This is a genomic window from Methylobacterium oryzae (assembly GCF_021398735.1).
Classification (GTDB): domain Bacteria; phylum Pseudomonadota; class Alphaproteobacteria; order Rhizobiales; family Beijerinckiaceae; genus Methylobacterium.
In genome coordinates this window covers 1,966,627-1,982,684 of record NZ_CP090349.1, presented here as the reverse complement: position 1 = coordinate 1,982,684, position 16,058 = coordinate 1,966,627, and the positions used below count along the sequence as shown (strand labels likewise).

Genomic DNA, 16,058 nt, shown 5'->3' with positions numbered 1-16,058 from the left:
TGTCGGTCACCCTACGGCTCGAAACGAAACAGTCGCCGAATCGGAAGGCCGCGACCGGGTCGAGCCCGCGTCGCGTGTCCGGCCTTCGCGCGCCGTTCAGGGAGCCGCCATGTCCGCCACCGTGCTCATCGTGGATGACGATCCGGTCCAGCGGCGCCTGGCCGAGGCGGCCGTGCGCCGCTTCGGCTTCGAGGCGCGGATCGCCGAGACCGGTGCGGACGCGCTGACCCTGCTGCGATCCGAGGGTGCGGATGTCGTGCTCCTCGACCTCGTGATGCCGGGGCTCGACGGGCTCGGTGTCCTGGCCGAGATGCGCAAGAGCGGCCTCGCCACGCCGGTCATCGTCCAGACCTCCAACGGCTCCATCGACACTGTGGTCAGCGCCATGCGGGCCGGCGCCGTGGATTTCGTGGTCAAACCGGCGGGCGCGGAGCGGCTCCAGGTCTCGATCAAGAATGCCCTGCGGGTCGACACGCTTGAGGAGGAGGTGCGCCGCATGCGCCGCCGCGCCTCCGGGGCGCTCACCTTCAAGGATCTCACCTCGAAGAGCCCCGACATGGAGCGGGTGATCCGCCTCGCCGAGCGGGCGGCGAAGTCGAACATCCCCGTTCTGATCGAGGGCGAGTCCGGCGTCGGCAAGGAGGTCCTGGCCCGGGCGATCCAGGGGTCCGGCGACCGGCGCGGCAAGCCTTTCGTGACCGTCAATTGCGGGGCGATCCCGGAGAACCTGGTGGAATCCACTTTGTTCGGCCACGAGAAGGGGGCGTTCACCGGCGCCACCGAGAAGCACGCCGGCAAGTTCGTCGAGGCCTCGGGCGGGACCCTGTTCCTGGACGAGATCGGTGAGTTGCCCCTCGACGCGCAGGTGAAGCTGCTCCGGGCCCTCCAGGAGGGCGAGGTCGATCCCGTCGGCGGCAAGCGCTCGGTGCGGGTGGACATCCGACTCGTCTCGGCGACGAACCGGTCGCTGCTCGACCTCGTGAAGCAGGGCAAGTTCCGCGAGGATCTCTACTACCGCCTGAACGTCTTCCCGATGACGCTGCCGCCCCTGCGGGCGCGCCGCGAGGACATCCCGGACCTCGTCCGCTCGTTCTGCGCGCGGTTCTCGGCCGAGGAAGGCAAGCGCGTGCGGGCGATCAGCCCGGAGGCCATGGCCCTGCTCACGCGCTATCCCTGGCCGGGCAACGTCCGGCAGCTGGAGAACGCCCTGTTCCGCGCCGTCGTGCTGGCGGACGGCGACGAGTTGACCGTCTCCGAATTCCCCCAGATCGCCGCGCAGGTCGAGGGCTTCGACGTGCGGATCCCGGCAGCGCCGGTCCAGCCGCAGATGCCGGCCTACGCCCCCGAACCGGTGCGGGAGATCGTCCGCGTCGAGGTCCGCGACCCGCACGCTATGTCGCTCGTCGCCGAGGAGACCGGCGAGATGAAGCCGATGGACGTCCTGGAGGCGGAGATTATCCGCTTCGCGCTCCAGTTCTACCGGCAGCGGATGTCCGAGGTCTCGCGCCGCCTCGGCATCGGACGCTCCACCCTCTACCGCAAGCTCAAGGATCTGGGGCTGGAGGAGGACGATAAAACCGAGGACGCGGCCTGATCGAGCGCGGCGTGCGCTAGCGCACCGCGCGCATTCGTTTCGGCCACGGTCGCTGAAATTCTCGGCCCTGCTGCGTCGCGCCGGCAGATGATTGAGCGGATCGTAAGCTGAGCAGCATTAGAAATGACACATTCATCTGCAGGACCGAGCCTCTATTCGCGATAACTGCGGTTGCTCAAAGCCACGCTTGCGCGGATAATCACAATCTGAGCGTGCGGTCCTGCCGCCGCGCCCCGGGAGATCACAATGCGCGTCCCGCGCTCCAGCCTCATCGCGCTGGCCGCCCTTCTCGGTGGCACGCTGGCACCGGCCGGCTCCCTCCGCGCCGCGACGGCCGCGCTGGACCAGCCGGCCACCGATGTCCCCGCGACCCCGCCCACTGCCGCGCCGGGGCCGGCGGCGCCCGCGCCGGCGGACCCGTCGGCGCCCGCCGCGACCGCCCTTCCCGACTACAAGCCTGAGGCGCCGGCGGCCGAGCCGTCCCCGGCTCCCGCCGCGGCGGCCCCGGTCGCCCCGACGGACCCGCTCGGCGCCGCAATCTTCGCCCGGTTCGCGGATGCCGCGCCCCTGCTGCTCCGCCTCGCCGGCAAGGACCGCGACGCGATCCGGAGCTTCTACGAGGCCCGCAGCTTCAAGCCGCTCTGGATCTCCGGCGGGGCCTGGACCGACGCCGCGAAGGCGGTGTCGGCGCGGCTGGCGGCCGCCGCCGAGGACGGGCTCGACCCCCGCGCCTACACGGTCCCGGCGCTCGCCGACAAACCGGACGAGAAGGCGGTCGCCGACGCCGATCTGCGCCTGTCCGCGGCGGCGGTTCTCTATGCCCGGGACGCCCGCGGCGGCCGGATCAACCTGGCCTCGATCTCGCGGCTGATCACCCCGCACCTCGATCTGCCGGCCGGCAACGACGTCCTGGCGAAGCTCGACGAGGCCGGCGCGAAAGCCGGCGAGACACTGCAGGCCTACAACCCGGCGACTCCGGGCTATCTCGCGCTGAAGGCGCGGCTCGCCAGCCTGCGGGGGCCTGCGCCGACCGCGGTGAAGCCGCTGCGCCTCCCGGCCGGGCCGGCCCTGCGCGTCGGCATGCGCGATGCCCGCGTCCCGCTGCTGCGGGCACATTTCAACCTCGAAAGCCGTCCGGCCGCGACCCTGGACAAGGGGCCCGGCGAGCCGGAGGAGTACGATTCCATGGTCGCCGACGCGGTGGCCAAGTTCCAGCGCGGCCGCGGCCTACCTGGGAACGGCGTCCTGAACGTCCAGACGGTGCTCGCCCTCGCCGATGCCGGCCGCACGGCGCGCCCGACGGGCGGTGAGGCCGAACTCATCGTCAACATGGAGCGGTGGCGCTGGCTCCCGGGCGATCTGGGGCCGGATTACATCCTCGTCAACGTGCCGGAGTATCGCCTGCGCGCCTACCGGGGCGGTGTGATGCGCGACGAGGCGCGGGTCATCGTCGGCAAGCCGGAATCGCGCACGCCGCTGTTCTCCGGGATGATGGAGTATGCGGTCGTCAACCCGTCCTGGTACGTCCCGCCGTCGATCCTGAAGACGATGGCGCCGAAGCTCGCCGGCTACGGCGGCAAGACCTGGGGCGGCTACGAGGTCGTCCGTCGCGGCGGGCACATCTCGCTGCGCCAGCCCCCGGGGGAGCGCAACGCGCTCGGCTTCATCAAATTCATGTTCCCGAACCAGCACGCGGTCTACCTGCACGACACGCCGAACCGCTCGCTGTTCTCGGCCGCGAAGCGCGATTTCAGCCACGGCTGCGTCCGCGTCGACGACCCGTTCCGCCTCGCCGACGCGGTGCTGCCGAACTGGTCCGCGGATCGGCTGAAGAAGCTGATCGGCAAGGGCGAGCGCACCATCCGGCTGCCGGAGAAGCTGCCGGTCCACCTCGCCTACTTCACGGCGTTCGTGGACGACGGCGGCACCTACCGCACCCTGCCGGATCTCTACGGCTACGACGCGCCGATGCGCGCGGCCCTCGGGCTGCCCGGCGGCGGCGGTCCGGCGATCGCCAGGCTCCCGGAAGAGCCGGCGCGACGCAAGGCCGAGCGCGCCCCGAAGCCGCCCGCGCCCCGGACCGTCCATCGCCGCGCGCCCGAGCGGCCGATCGCGGATGCCGACGCGTGGCCGGGCGGGCGCTACGAGGAGGCGGAGACGCCGCGCCGCGCCCAGCGTCGCGCCGCCCGTGCCGACAGCGCGCCGGAATACGGCGAGCCCGGCCTCTGGACGCCCGCGCCGCAGCAGGCGGCGCCGCGCGGGTGGTGGTAGCCCACCCGCGCCACCAGCAACTTTCAGGTGCGCGGCCGCACAGCCGGGCACGATTTCGCCACGGTCGAGCCTTAGCCGTTTCGGTCGCGAACCCGGTTCAACAGGCGTCGGGTCAGGCTGTCGGGAGAGGATCAGGACCGTCGTGCCCAGTCTCCCGCGCGCCCTTCGCCACCTCACTCTCGCCCTGTCCGGCCTCGCGCTCGGACTGATCGCCGGGACGGCCGAGACCGAGGACGCGGTCGCCAACGGCGACACCCGCTCCCTGTCGATCTACCACACCCACACGCAGGAGAGCGCGACCATCACGTTCAAGCGCGATGGGCGCTACGACCGCGCGGCTCTCGAGCAGCTGAACTGGCTCCTGCGCGACTGGCGGGTCAACGAGCCGACAAAGATGGACCCGCGGCTGTTCGATACGGTCTGGGAGGCCTATCGCCAGGTCGGGGCGACGCAGCCGATCCACGTCGTGTCGGCCTACCGGTCGCCGGGCACCAACGCGATGCTGCGCCGCCGCTCCAGGATGGTGGCCGAGTACAGCCAGCACATGCTCGGCAAGGCGATGGACTTCTTCCTGCCGGACGTGTCGATCGACCGGATCCGGGAGGTCGGTCTCCGGATGCAGCGCGGCGGCGTCGGCTGGTACCCCCATGCCGGAACGCCGTTCGTGCACCTCGACGTGGGCTCGGTGCGGATGTGGCCGCGCATGACCCACGATCAGCTCGCCCGCCTCTTCCCGGACGGCAAGACCGTCCTGCTCCCGAGCGACAACCGGCCCTTCCCTCGCTACGAGGAGGCCAAGGCCGAGATCCTGGCCCGCGGCGGCACCGTGGCGGGCCTCACGACGCAGATGGCCAGCGGCGAGGAGGAGGACGGGCCCGGCCTGTTCGGCTTCCTGGCCAGCCTGTTCGGCGGCGGCCGGTCGGCACCGGAACCCGCGCCGGTGCCGGCCCCGGTGGAGACGGCGCGGAAGTCGCGCCGCGCGCCCGTCGTCGCCGTGGCGAGCGCCGATCCGCAGGATCCGGCGGGCGCGCGCGCGGCCCTCGCCTACGCGGCGCCCGCGGCCGACGACGCCCTGCGCGGCTCGCTGGCCGAGCGGGCGCAGGCGAAAGGCGCCGAGACCAAGCCCTCCGACACCAGGCCCGCCGACGCCAAGGCGCTCCTGACCGCCAGTCAGCCGGTCGCCGTCGACGATACCGTGACCGCCGTCACGGCACCGCTCCCGCCGCGGCGCCCCGCCGATATGGCCGCCGTCGCGGCGAGCCTGAACATGCCCCTGCCGCCGCCCCGCCCTGTGCAGTTCGCGGCGCTGGAGCGCGGGATGGCCAACCTCGCGCCGGCGGCCGAGATCCGCGCCCTCGACAAGCCGGCGGCGGCGGTTCCGGCTCGCGCCCGCTCCCTCGTGGCTCCGGACGCGGATGCCAAGGCGCAACTGCGCGCCCTGTTCGACTCCGTATCGGCCGGCCCGGGCGCTGCCCCGGCGAGCCGCGCGACCCCCGTGCACGTGGCCGCCACGCGCCTGCGCGGCGCCGCGCCCGACGCGGTGGTCGGCGCAGCGCCCGACCGGGTCACTACGCGCTTCAGTCCCCGCAGCCCCGGCGACGACCTGCCGACCCGTTTCACCGGCTCGGCCGCGCGGGCCGTGTCGGGGGCGCGGTGATTCGACCGTCGTCGTCAGGACGTCCGGATCGGAGCCACGCAGTGGGCCGGGCCACCCGGGGCGGTCGACGCCGGATACCCGCTCAGCGCAGAGGCTTGGACAGGTTGACCGCCAGCGCGCCGACCAGCGTGGTCGCGTAGCTGTCTTCCTGCGTCGCCGAGATGCGCTCCGCCTCGCTGCCGCTGTTGGCCGCGACCGACATCATCAGCATCACGGCCGTGACGACACCGCCGAGACCGGCGACGAGAGCGAGGTAGGCGCGAACGGCGACGCTCGGGACAGCCGCGACCGCTTCGGTCTCGGCGAGGCACAGCGGCGATGGGCTGTGGGACATGGTGGCGGCCGCTTCTGACGGGCGATGCTGAACCCGACGCGGGCCGATTAGGCGCACGTCGGGCGTACCCATTCAATCGAAGAACGCCTCAAAAAGAGGCGAGTTCGACCGAAAGGCGAATTTTTCCACTGATCCTCATACGGAAGGTTGATAGCCGAAAGGGGGACGTGCTCGGCGTCCCCCGGACCGGTCTCAGCCTTCCTTGCCGGCGACCTTGCCGAGCGCCGCCTGGGCGGCCGCCAGCCGGGCAATCGGCACCCGGTAGGGCGAGCAGGACACGTAATCGAGTCCCACCTCCTGGCAGAAGCCGACCGAGGCGGGATCGCCGCCGTGCTCGCCGCAGATGCCGAGCTTGATGTCCGGCCGGGTCTTGCGGCCGCGCTCGACGCCGATGCGCACCAGCTCGCCCACGCCTTCCTGGTCGATCGTGATGAACGGGTCGGCCGGCAGGATGCCCTTCTGGGTGTAGGGGCCCAGGAAGGTGGCGGCGTCGTCGCGGGAGATGCCCAGCGCCGTCTGGGTGAGGTCGTTGGTGCCGAAGGAGAAGAACTCCGCGGTCTCGGCGATCTCGTTGGCCTTGAGGGCCGCGCGCGGCAGCTCGATCATCGTGCCGACCTGATAGTCGAGGGTCGCGCCCTTCTCCTCGGCCACGGCCTTCGCCATGGCGTCGATGCGGGCCTTCACGATGTCGAACTCGGCGCGGGTGAAGACCAGCGGCACCATCACCTCGGGCGTCACCGCCTTGCCGGTATCGGCGGCCGCCTGGACCGCGGCCTCGAAGATCGCGCGGGCCTGCATCTCGGCGATCTCCGGGAAGGCGATCGCGAGGCGGCAGCCGCGGAAGCCGAGCATCGGGTTGTGCTCGGACAGCTCGCGCGTCCGGTGCCGGATCTTCTCCTCGGAGACGCCCGTCGCCTTCACGACCTCGGCGACCTCGGCGTCGGTGTGCGGCAGGAACTCGTGGAGCGGCGGGTCGAGGAGGCGGATCGTGACCGGCAGGCCGGACATGATCGTGAACAGCTCGAGGAAGTCCTGCCGCTGGTAGGGCAGGATCTTCGCCAGCGCCGTCCGTCGGCCCTCGGCGTCGTCGGCGAGGATCATCTCGCGGACCGCGATGATGCGGTCACCCTCGAAGAACATGTGCTCGGTGCGGCAGAGGCCGATGCCCTCGGCGCCGAAATTGCGCGCGGTCCGGGCGTCGGTCGGCGTGTCGGCGTTGGCGCGGACCTTCATGCCGCGGATCGCGTCGGCCCACTCCATCAGCGTGGCGAAGTCGCCCGACAGCTCGGGCTCCAGCATCTTCACCTCGCCCTGGATCACCTGGCCCGTGGACCCGTCGATGGTGATCCGGTCGCCGGCCTTCAGCGTCGTGCCGCCGACCGTCAGGGTCTGCGCCTTGTAGTCGATCCGGATCGAGCCGACGCCGGAGACGCAGGGCTTGCCCATGCCGCGGGCCACCACGGCGGCGTGGCTGGTCATGCCGCCGCGGGTGGTGAGGATGCCCTCGGCGGCGTGCATGCCGTGGATGTCCTCGGGCGAGGTCTCGATCCGGACGAGGATGCACTTGCGCTCGGCCTTGCGGTGCGCCTCCGCGTCCTCGGAATTGAATACGATCTCGCCGGTCGCCGCGCCGGGCGAGGCCGGCAGGCCGGAGGCGATCACCTTGCGGTCGGCCTTCGGGTCGATGGTCGGGTGCAGGAGTTGGTCGAGGGCGCCGGGCTCGACGCGGCCGATCGCCTCCTCGCGGGAGATCAGCCCCTCGCCCGCCAGATCAACGGCGATGCGCAGGGCGGCCTTGGCCGTGCGCTTGCCGTTGCGGGTCTGGAGCATCCAGAGCTTCCCCTTCTCGATGGTGAATTCCATGTCCTGCATGTCGCGGTAGTGCGACTCCAGGATCCCGTAGATCCGGGTCAGCTCCGCGAAGCTCTCGGGCATGGCCTTCTCCATGGAAGGCTTGTCGCTCTCCGCCTCTTCCCGCGCCTTCTCGGTGATGTTCTGCGGGGTGCGGATGCCCGCCACGACATCCTCGCCCTGCGCGTTGATCAGGAACTCGCCGTAGAGCGCCTTCTCACCGGTGGAGGGGTTGCGGGTGAAGGCGACGCCGGTGGCCGACGTGTCGCCCATGTTGCCGAACACCATGGCCTGCACGTTGACGGCCGTGCCCCAGCTCTCCGGGATGTTGTTCAGCTCCCGGTACTTCTTCGCGCGGGGGATCATCCACGAATTGAACACGGCGCCGATCGCGCCCCAGAGCTGGTCGTCCGCGCCCTGCGGGAAGTCCGAGCCGTGCTCGTCGCGCACGATGCTCTTGTAGGTCTGGATGAGGGTCTTCCAGTCGCCGGCGCCGAGCTCGGTGTCTAGGTCGAAGCCCTTGCCCTCCTTGTACTGCTCCAGCGCCTCCTCGAAGGCGTGGTGCTCAACGCCGAGCACCACGTTCGAGTACATCGTGATGAAACGGCGGTACGAATCGTAGGCGAAACGCTCGTCGTCGGCCTCCTTGGCGAGGGCCAGGACGGTCTCGTCGTTGAGGCCGAGATTGAGGACCGTGTCCATCATGCCGGGCATCGAGGCGCGCGCACCCGAGCGGACCGACACGAGCAGCGGGTTCGTCGCGTCGCCGAACTTGCGGCCGGTGAGCTTGCCCACCTGGGCGAGCGCTTCCGCGACCTGATCCTTGAGTTCCGGCGGATAGGATTTGCCGTGATCGTAGAAGTAGGTGCAGACCTCGGTGGTGATCGTGAAGCCCGGCGGGACCGGCAGGCCCAGGTTGGACATCTCGGCGAGATTGGCGCCCTTGCCGCCGAGCAGGTCGCGCATCTGCGACTTGCCCTCCGCCTTGCCGTCGCCGAAGGCATAGACCCACTTCGCGCTGCCGGTCGCCATGTCGATCCCGTCCGTATCTGGTGCCCGGCGCCGGCCGAGCTGATGGGCGGGGTTGGACCATCCCGCAGCGCAACGCAAGATGAACGCGCGATGGCCCTGTGCGTGCGCGACTGACGGCTCGAGCGGTCTGTCAGGTCCGCGCCGTCGCGGCGCGGGCGCGGCCCGTCAATGCAGGATTCCGAGCCCGATCACGCCGACGACGATCAGGTAGATCGCGACGATGTAGTTGAGCAGCCGCGGCATCACCAGGATCAGGATTCCGGCGAGTATCGCGATCAGCGGCTGGAGGTTCGAGATGGTGATGGTCACGGACGCCTCCTGAGGGCCGAGCTTGGCCGCCGGTATCGACGCCTCTACCCCACGGAGGTTCCCTGTAGCTTGGGCGGGGCGGCCGGTGGTCCGGCCGCCCCGGGGCGGATCAGGGCTTCGGCGTCGGGGTCTCGGTCCCGGGGATCGGGTCCTTGGCCTCGCCGGTCGGCAGGCTCACGGCGATCGTCGGGTGCGACAGCTCCGGATAGGGCTCGATCACGTTGGCGCCGTTGAGCGGCTTGTTGGCGCCGTTGTGACAGGTGGCGCAGTTGATCTTCGGCACGTCGCCCAGGATCCCGAGCCGGTTCCGCGGGAATGTCGATTTCAGCGGCTCCATGTAATCCTGGTTCAGGTCACGCACCATGCGGATGCCGTACCAGGCATGGATGCGGTTGGGCGTGCTGGTGTCCCACTGCGCCACCGATCGGGTGTTGTGGCAGAAGGTGCAGTTGACCCCGAGCGATTGCGACATGCTGATCATGATCGCGAAGGTCTTCTCGGCGTCCTGGATCGGCTTGCCCTTGGTCTCCGGCAGCGCCGTGGTGGCGTTGACCCGGACCGCGTCCTCCGACGTCTCCTTGTGCTGATAGAAGGCCTGATAGACGTCGTAGGGCAGCGAGGTGTTGCCGACTTCTGCGGAGGCGAGGTTCTGGCTGTTGTTGCGCGGGATGAAGCGCCCCGCCCCCTGAACCGGATGATCGAACCAGATATTGGCCGGCACCGGATTGCCGCGGTGACAGGTGTAGCAGGTCACGCCCGTTTGATGGACGTGGTTCTCTTTCCAGGACGAGTTGATGTACTGGGTCATCTGGAGCATCCGCCGGGCGACGCGCTTCTGGTAGAGCTCGTCGGACGCCATGTTCTCGGTGCTGTGGCAGTAGGTGCAGCCCTGCTGCGGGGCCACCCACTCGGTGATCGACACCATCAGCCGGTTGAACTGCTCGGCCGAAAGATCGCCCAGAACCTGGACGTTCTGGTAGACGGCCGAGGCCTTGTCGCCGCCCGCATCGGCCGGATCGGCCGGGGTCGGGGCGACGTTCGCGGCGGCCAGCGCCTCGTTGCCGGCGCGGGTGCGGATCAGGTCCATGCCCGTCCCGCGGAAGCCGGTCTGCTTGTTCGCCATCGGCGGGTGGGTCCAGCCGGCGCCGCCGAACATCGCGATGGTGAGGAAGAGGGCCAGTGCGCCGCCGGCCACCGCCAGAATCGTCTTCATGACGGCCTCCTCACGGCTTCATGCCGGGTGCGAGATGGGCGGGATCCACGATCGGGCCGTAGACCTGCGGGTACGAGGGCGCGACGCCGTGCTTGACGGCCCAGAGGTACCAGTTGTCGACCACGGTCCCGGTGAGCAGGATGCCGATGCCGCCGGTCAGCGTCGTCAGCACGGCGAACCACCACGCCCAGCGATGGACCGACTCCATCGTGGCGTTGAAGCCCATGGTCCAGCGCCAGAACAGGGCGGCGCGCTCGGTGGCCGTGCCGCGGTCGACGATCTGGTCGATCTCGCGCTCCGCGCCGTAGCGCGAGCAGGCCAGGATCGTGCCCCCGTGCATCGCGAACAGCAGCGTCGACCCGTAGAGGAACGTGATCGAGAGCATGTGGAACGGGTTGTAGAAGAGGTTCCCGTAGCGGAGCGAGAAGGCCGCGGTCCAGTCGAGGTGCGGGAAGATGCCGAACGGCACGGCTTCCGACCACGAGCCCATCAGCACCGGCCGGATGAAGCCGAGGACGAGGTAGAGCCAGATCGCCGACGCGAAGGCCCACGGCACGTGCAGGCCGAGGCCGAGCGCCCGCGCCCGCTTGTAGAGATGGACCCACCACAGCAGGATCGAGGCCGTCAGGAAGAAGCCGGCGATGAGCCACCACCCGCCCTCGTTCAGGGGCGGAAGGACCTTCAGGCCGTACTTCGGGAGAGGCGGCTCGAGGGCGAGCCACGGCAATTGCCGGACGAACTGGACCGGGTCCCAGTTCACCGAGGCCCACATGTTGAGCCCGATGATCTCGAAGGCGATCACCCCGCATGTGATCGACAGGGCCGCGATGTAGCCGATGTAGATCGGCCCGACCTGGCTGTTGCCGATCAGCCCGAACAGGTAGCTGTTGAACGGCTTGCCGACCCGCTCGTCGACCGCGACCGGAACGCCCTGATCCGGCACGAGCGGGCGCACCTGAACCTGCGTGAAGATGTTCTGGTAATAGGCCATGGCCTGCCCTCCCCCGGAGTGCCGCGCGCTGAGCGGCGGCGACCCGCGTTAGTCCCCTCGTTCCGATCGCGTCCGACCCGTCACCGCCAGACCGGCAGGTTGAGCCACCAGCCCCACCATTGCGGCCAGCCCTGCGTCCAGAACGGCCCGCTGATGACGATGCAGACCGCGCTCCAGAACCCTGCAGAGAGCGCCAGGAACAGGCCGAGGCGGTGGATGCCGAGCGTGCCGATCGAGTAGCCGATCGTGTCGCGGAAGAAGGTGTCCTCGTGCTCGGGCGTCTTGACGGTCTCGCCCTTCTTCGGGTTGGTCGCCGACAGGATCAGGCCGCCGTGCATCGCCAGGGCCAGCGTCGTCGTGAAGAAGAACGTCACGGCCAGCATGTGGGCCGGATTATAGTGGAAGTGGAGATACTGGTATCCGGTGTTGGACACCCAATCGAGATGGCTGAGGATGCCGTACGGGAAGCCGTAGCCCCAGGCGCCCATCAGCAGCGGCCGGATCACCACGAGGGTGAAGTAGGCGAAGATCGCCATGCCGAAGGCCGCGGGGACGTGGTAGCCGATCCCGAGCTTGCGGCAGATCTCGACCTCGCGCAGCGCCCAGGAAACGAACGAGCCGAGCGCGCACATGGTGATGATCTGCCAGAGCCCACCATCCTTCAGCGGCGCGAGTCTCAGGCCGTAGCTGACATCGGGCGGCGCGATGTTGATCTGCCAGATGTTCCAGGTCGGTCCGATCGCGGCGCCGTAGATGACGAGCGCGGTGCCCAGCACCGTGAAGAACATACCGACGACGCCGAAGAAACCGACGAAGAACGGCCCGACCCAGAAGTCGAACAGGTCGCCTCCGAGCAAGGTGCCGCCGCGAACCCTGTATTTGCGCTCGAAGCTCAGCATCGCCATGGCGGCTGCTCCTCAGTCAGGCCGGAGAAGAAGAAGGTTGGTGGACCGCGGCCCTCGCGCGCCGCGGTCCGGACCGGCACTCAGGCCGGCATCTGCGGCAGCGCGAGCGTGATGGTGTTCTGGGCCGCCTTGTTGTTTCTCGGGCCGTCCAGCCAGTTGAACCGGTCGGTCGAGAGCAGGATGAAGTGGATCAGCAGCGCCAGGATAAAGAGGAAGGTGAACAGAGCCACCAGCGTGCGCCGCGGATCGAAGAGCAACCAAACCTTGTGCATCCGATCCTCCTCAGCCGATCATCGTGACGAGGGCGTGGGCCGCATCGCGAACGCCCTCGAGAGAGGCGTAGCCCTGCGGTCCGGGGAGCCACGGACGCCACAGCCAGACGAGGATGTGGGCGACCACGGCGATCGCCGTGAAGATGAGGAAGCTCGTCAGGAAGATCGCGTGGAACTCCTTGGCTTCCGGTTCCGTCAGCCCGGACAGGCTGCTCGGTCTTTCTGTTGTGACGGGTCCACTCGCCATCGTTCAGACCTCCGTGTGTTGGCCGCGCCTCTGGCGAGGCGCGACGGGTTCAGCCGCGATGCCTTTCGGCTGTCACGGCCCGACTTCCCCCGCGTGACCGGACGGAAGCGTCTCGCTCAGGGGCGTTTCAGCCCATGAAGGCGAAGGGGATCGCCTGAACCGCCATGGCGCGGGCCTCGCCGAAGACCGAGCGGCGCGCCGGCGCCAGGCCTGGGCGGGCCGTCTCGCGGCTGGGCCGGAACCGGTTCAGCGCCGCGGCGGCGAGGAAGAACGGGTAGGTCGCCGCCAGGATCAGCCGGAACTGAAACGCTTCCTGGTGCTGGCGGCCGGTCGGGACCATCGTTCGCATCGTCAGGTCTCCTCTGGGTGAAACGGAAAGGCGGCTCATGCGGGCACTCCTCCCGCGAGGGCGGCCCGGGCCCGCGCCACGTGGGCGGGCGCTACGGCGGCGGCCTCGGTGTCCCGGGCAGCCCGCTCGGCGGCGTCGCGCAGGCGCTTGGCCGCGGAGATCCGGGCGAGCACCGGCTGGGCCTCGACGAGGGCGTCGAGTGCCTGCCGGGCGGCCTCGTCCCACGGCAGCTCGGCGTGCCGCCGAGTGGGAGTGGCCTCGACCTTGTCCATGTCGCGGGCGAGCGGCAGGATGTGGAAGAGGGTGTCGAACAGGGCGTTGCAGACCTCCTGGACCAGGTAGGTCGCCCCGGCGTAGCCCATGAACGGCGTGCCGGTGTGCCGCCGGATGATCGCGCCGGGGAACGAGGCCGGCACGTAGGTTGCCCGGGCTCCGCACTCGGCGAGGTACATCCGCTCGTTGAACGAGCCGAACAGGACCAGCGGCGGCTTGGCCGCGACGGCGGCGCGGACGGCCGCGTTGTCGGGCTTCAGACCGGCCGAGCGCCCGAAGGCGAAGTGGCAGGGCAGGCCCATCTCGTCTTCTAGGAAGTGGCGCACGCCCCGCGCGTAGGTCTCGGTCGCGACGATGCCGAAGCTCGCGGTCCCGAAGAAGTCCTGCGTCACCGAGCGCCAGAGATCCCAGACCGGCTTGATCGTGGTGTGCCGCTCCCGCTCGATGAACGGCTCGGGATCGAGGCCCAGGATCTCGCCGAGCGAGCGCAGGAACTTGGTCGTGGACAGGATGCCGATCGGCGCCTGAAGGTACGGGCGCTCCAGATCCTCGCAGAGCAGCCGCCCGAACTCCCGGTAGAGGCAGATATTGGCGTCGGTGTTGACCAGCTTCGGCACGTCGGCGAGGTGCGCGCCGAGCGGGAAGGTGAGGTTCACCTCGGCGCCGATCCCCTCGACCAACCGCCGGATCTCGGCGAGGTCGGAGGGCATGTTGAAGGTGCCGTAGGCCGGGCCGATCAGGTTCACCCGCGGCTTCTCGCCGGGCTTCTTCTCCGGCCGGGCCGGGATGCCCTTCTTGGCGAATTTCTTGGCGCCGTATTCCTGCCAGAGCCAGCGCATGGCGCGGTCGGCGGCCTGCCACTGGTCCTCGTCGATGGTGCGCGGCAGGAAGCGCTGGAGGCCGGTGCCCTCAGGGGTCACGCCTCCGCCGATCATCTCGGCGATGGAGCCGGTGACCACGACGCTGGGCTGGCCCGGATCGAGGGTCGCGTGGGCGCGCTTCATGGCGCCCTCGGTGCCGTGCCGGCCGAGTTCCTCCTCGGCGAGCCCGGTGACCACGATCGGCAGCTCGTGCGGCGGCAGCGCGTCGGTGTAGTGCAGCACCGAGGTGACCGGCAGGTTCTCGCAGCCCACGGGGCCGTCGATGACGACCTGCAGGCCCTTGATCGCCGTGAAGACGTAGACCGCGCCCCAGTAGCCCCCGGCCCTGTCGTGATCGAGGATGAGCATCAGGCCATCTCCCCGATCGGCTTCTTCGGACCCTCGATCTTCGGTCCCTGGCGCTTCTGCGGCACCTCCTGCCAGACGCCCGCGGCGTGGCCGGTGCCGACGCCCTCGAAGAAGTCGCGCATGGCGTCGAACCGCGCCCTGTTGCCGAGGGCGGCGTTGATCACCGTGGCGAGCGACCCGGCGCCGGCCGCGCCCATCAGCGGGCGCGCCGAGATCAGGTTGGTGAAGTAGAGCGCCGGCGTGCCGCGCTCCTTGGCGCGCTGCACCACCGGCGTCGTGCCGATGGCGAGATCGGGCTTCAGCGCTTCGAAGGCGAACAGATCATCCTCGAGGGAGGCCCGGTAGCGGACCTCCGTTCCGCGAGACTCGAGCCAGTCGCGATCCGCCTCCGACCAGGGCGTGCGCGGGCAGGCGGTGCCGACATAGGGGACCTCGGCGCCGCTCTCGACGAGGAGGCGCGCCACGAGCAGCTCCGATCCCTCGTAGCCCGAGAGCGTGATCCGCCCCTTGATCGGCATCGCGCCGAGCGCGCCGCGGATACCGGGCAGGATGCGGTTCTTGGCGGCCTCGACGGTGGCGCGGGGCACGCCGCAGGCCTCGCCGATCCGGTCGAGCCAGTCGGCGGTCCCGTCGACGCCGACGGGAGCGGAGCCGACGATCGGGCGGCCGGCCGCCTCGAACTCGCGGATCGAGGCCGTGTAGAACGGGTGAATCGCCGCCACCGCCGCGCAGTCGAGGGCCGCGTAGAGCTCGCGCCATTCCCGGGTCGGCACGACCGGGCCGGCCGAGAGTCCCAGCGGCTCCAGGAGCGATCCGATCACCACCGGGTCGGCCGGGAAGACCTCGCCCAGCAGCGCGACGCTCGGGCGCTCGGAACGGCCACCGCGGGGGGCGGCGACGGGCCCCTGCTCGGCCTCCGCGCGGGCGACCTTGAGCATGGCGCCGGCGAGCACGTCCTTCGCTTCCGCGTGGGTCGGGACGCCGAAGCCCGGCACGTCGATCCCGATCACCCGGACGCCGTCGATCGCCTTCGGCAGCAGGCGCAGCGGCACACCGGAGGCCGTCGGAACGCAGAGGTTGATGACGACGACGGCGTCGTAATCCTCCGGCTTCGCAGTCGCGTGGACCGCCTCGCGGATGTCCTCGAACAGCTTGCCGGTGACGAGCGTCTCGGAGTTGAACGGCACGTAGCCGACGCTGCGCCGCGCCCCGTAGAAATGCGACGTGAAGGTCAGGCCGTACACGCAGCAGGCCGAGCCCGACAGGATCGTCGCCGTGCGGCGCATCCGCAGACCGACCCGCAGCGAGCCGAAGGCCGGGCACATGCTCTGCGGCTGGTCGTGCGGGCCCTGGGGATAATCCTCGCGCAGCTGCGCCAGGGTCTCCGACATGCCGGCGGCTTCCGCGGCCGCCACCATCGCGTCCTTACCGGCGTGGCAGCCCAGGCCGTCGCTCTGCGCCGCGGCGAGGTCGATGGTGGCCGGCGCCTTGCGGGCCCGCAGATCGGCGATGTCGAGGGAGACGGCCATGC

Annotated in this window: 14 protein-coding genes; 3 read left to right on the top strand and 11 right to left on the bottom strand. The window is 70.1% G+C overall.

What is annotated here, in order from left to right:
• Positions 1–109 precede the first annotated feature (109 nt).
• The 3 genes from LXM90_RS09470 (at position 110) to LXM90_RS09460 (ending at position 5,522) form a co-directional block, all read left to right on the top strand.
• Complete coding sequence (locus LXM90_RS09470; RefSeq protein ID WP_020092001.1) at positions 110–1,594, top strand: sigma-54-dependent transcriptional regulator; 1,485 nt, start codon at positions 110–112, stop codon at positions 1,592–1,594.
• Positions 1,595–1,840: 246 nt separating this feature from the next.
• Positions 1,841–3,865, top strand: a complete 2,025-nt coding sequence (locus tag LXM90_RS09465) for a L,D-transpeptidase family protein (RefSeq protein WP_103984768.1) — start codon at positions 1,841–1,843, stop codon at positions 3,863–3,865.
• 142 nt (positions 3,866–4,007) lie between these two features.
• A complete protein-coding gene (locus tag LXM90_RS09460) occupies positions 4,008–5,522 on the top strand; it encodes a DUF882 domain-containing protein (protein WP_103984769.1) in 1,515 nt (504 codons plus the stop codon).
• 82 nt (positions 5,523–5,604) lie between these two features.
• Here LXM90_RS09460 and LXM90_RS09455 read toward each other — a convergent pair whose 3' ends face one another.
• The 11 genes from LXM90_RS09455 to bchY all read right to left on the bottom strand — a co-directional run bounded on the left by LXM90_RS09455 (position 5,605) and on the right by bchY (position 16,056).
• The gene (locus LXM90_RS09455) at positions 5,605–5,856 is read right to left on the bottom strand and encodes a hypothetical protein (RefSeq protein ID WP_020091998.1); all 252 of its coding nucleotides are present in this window, start codon (positions 5,854–5,856) and stop codon (positions 5,605–5,607) included.
• A gap of 192 nt (positions 5,857–6,048) precedes the next feature.
• A complete protein-coding gene (gene ppdK / locus LXM90_RS09450) occupies positions 6,049–8,739 on the bottom strand; it encodes a pyruvate, phosphate dikinase (protein ID WP_042671174.1) in 2,691 nt (896 codons plus the stop codon).
• A gap of 165 nt (positions 8,740–8,904) precedes the next feature.
• Positions 8,905–9,048 carry a DUF3096 domain-containing protein gene (locus LXM90_RS09445; RefSeq protein ID WP_012319762.1) on the bottom strand — a complete coding sequence of 48 codons (144 nt, stop codon included), beginning with the start codon at positions 9,046–9,048 and terminating at the stop codon, positions 8,905–8,907.
• A 109-nt stretch (positions 9,049–9,157) separates the two neighbouring features.
• Positions 9,158–10,261 (bottom strand): photosynthetic reaction center cytochrome PufC, encoded by a 1,104-nt coding sequence (pufC, locus tag LXM90_RS09440; RefSeq protein ID WP_234082471.1) that lies wholly within the window; start codon positions 10,259–10,261, stop codon positions 9,158–9,160.
• A gap of 10 nt (positions 10,262–10,271) precedes the next feature.
• Entirely contained in the window at positions 10,272–11,252 is a 981-nt protein-coding gene (gene pufM / locus LXM90_RS09435) for a photosynthetic reaction center subunit M (protein ID WP_020091995.1), read from the bottom strand.
• A gap of 80 nt (positions 11,253–11,332) precedes the next feature.
• Positions 11,333–12,157 (bottom strand): photosynthetic reaction center subunit L, encoded by an 825-nt coding sequence (pufL, locus tag LXM90_RS09430; RefSeq protein WP_020091994.1) that lies wholly within the window; start codon positions 12,155–12,157, stop codon positions 11,333–11,335.
• An 80-nt stretch (positions 12,158–12,237) separates the two neighbouring features.
• The gene (gene pufA / locus LXM90_RS09425) at positions 12,238–12,429 is read right to left on the bottom strand and encodes a light-harvesting antenna LH1, alpha subunit (protein ID WP_020091993.1); all 192 of its coding nucleotides are present in this window, start codon (positions 12,427–12,429) and stop codon (positions 12,238–12,240) included.
• Between the two features lie 10 nt (positions 12,430–12,439).
• Positions 12,440–12,676, bottom strand: a complete 237-nt coding sequence (gene pufB / locus LXM90_RS09420; protein WP_012319767.1) for a light-harvesting antenna LH1, beta subunit — start codon at positions 12,674–12,676, stop codon at positions 12,440–12,442.
• 127 nt (positions 12,677–12,803) lie between these two features.
• Complete coding sequence (locus LXM90_RS09415; protein ID WP_026604760.1) at positions 12,804–13,025, bottom strand: hypothetical protein; 222 nt, start codon at positions 13,023–13,025, stop codon at positions 12,804–12,806.
• A 35-nt stretch (positions 13,026–13,060) separates the two neighbouring features.
• Entirely contained in the window at positions 13,061–14,527 is a 1,467-nt protein-coding gene (bchZ, locus tag LXM90_RS09410) for a chlorophyllide a reductase subunit Z (RefSeq protein WP_020091991.1), read from the bottom strand.
• On the bottom strand, positions 14,527–16,056 hold the full coding sequence (gene bchY, locus LXM90_RS09405) for a chlorophyllide a reductase subunit Y (protein WP_020091990.1): 1,530 nt from the start codon (positions 16,054–16,056) through the stop codon (positions 14,527–14,529). The genes bchZ and bchY overlap by 1 nt, the downstream gene beginning before the upstream one ends.
• Positions 16,057–16,058: the final 2 nt, after the last annotated feature.

What these genes read in the sequence shown, in the direction of transcription:
- LXM90_RS09470 (WP_020092001.1), top strand. Translation starts at nt 110, where the DNA reads ATGTCCGCCACCGTGCTCATCGTGGATGACGATCCGGTCCAGCGGCGC.
- LXM90_RS09465 (WP_103984768.1), top strand. Translation starts at nt 1,841, where the DNA reads ATGCGCGTCCCGCGCTCCAGCCTCATCGCGCTGGCCGCCCTTCTCGGT.
- LXM90_RS09455 (WP_020091998.1), bottom strand. Translation starts at nt 5,856, where the DNA reads ATGTCCCACAGCCCATCGCCGCTGTGCCTCGCCGAGACCGAAGCGGTC.
- ppdK (WP_042671174.1), bottom strand. Translation starts at nt 8,739, where the DNA reads ATGGCGACCGGCAGCGCGAAGTGGGTCTATGCCTTCGGCGACGGCAAG.
- pufC (WP_234082471.1), bottom strand. Translation starts at nt 10,261, where the DNA reads ATGAAGACGATTCTGGCGGTGGCCGGCGGCGCACTGGCCCTCTTCCTC.
- pufM (WP_020091995.1), bottom strand. Translation starts at nt 11,252, where the DNA reads ATGGCCTATTACCAGAACATCTTCACGCAGGTTCAGGTGCGCCCGCTC.
- pufL (WP_020091994.1), bottom strand. Translation starts at nt 12,157, where the DNA reads ATGGCGATGCTGAGCTTCGAGCGCAAATACAGGGTTCGCGGCGGCACC.
- pufA (WP_020091993.1), bottom strand. Translation starts at nt 12,429, where the DNA reads ATGCACAAGGTTTGGTTGCTCTTCGATCCGCGGCGCACGCTGGTGGCT.
- pufB (WP_012319767.1), bottom strand. Translation starts at nt 12,676, where the DNA reads ATGGCGAGTGGACCCGTCACAACAGAAAGACCGAGCAGCCTGTCCGGG.
- LXM90_RS09415 (WP_026604760.1), bottom strand. Translation starts at nt 13,025, where the DNA reads ATGCGAACGATGGTCCCGACCGGCCGCCAGCACCAGGAAGCGTTTCAG.
- bchZ (WP_020091991.1), bottom strand. Translation starts at nt 14,527, where the DNA reads ATGCTCATCCTCGATCACGACAGGGCCGGGGGCTACTGGGGCGCGGTC.
- bchY (WP_020091990.1), bottom strand. Translation starts at nt 16,056, where the DNA reads ATGGCCGTCTCCCTCGACATCGCCGATCTGCGGGCCCGCAAGGCGCCG.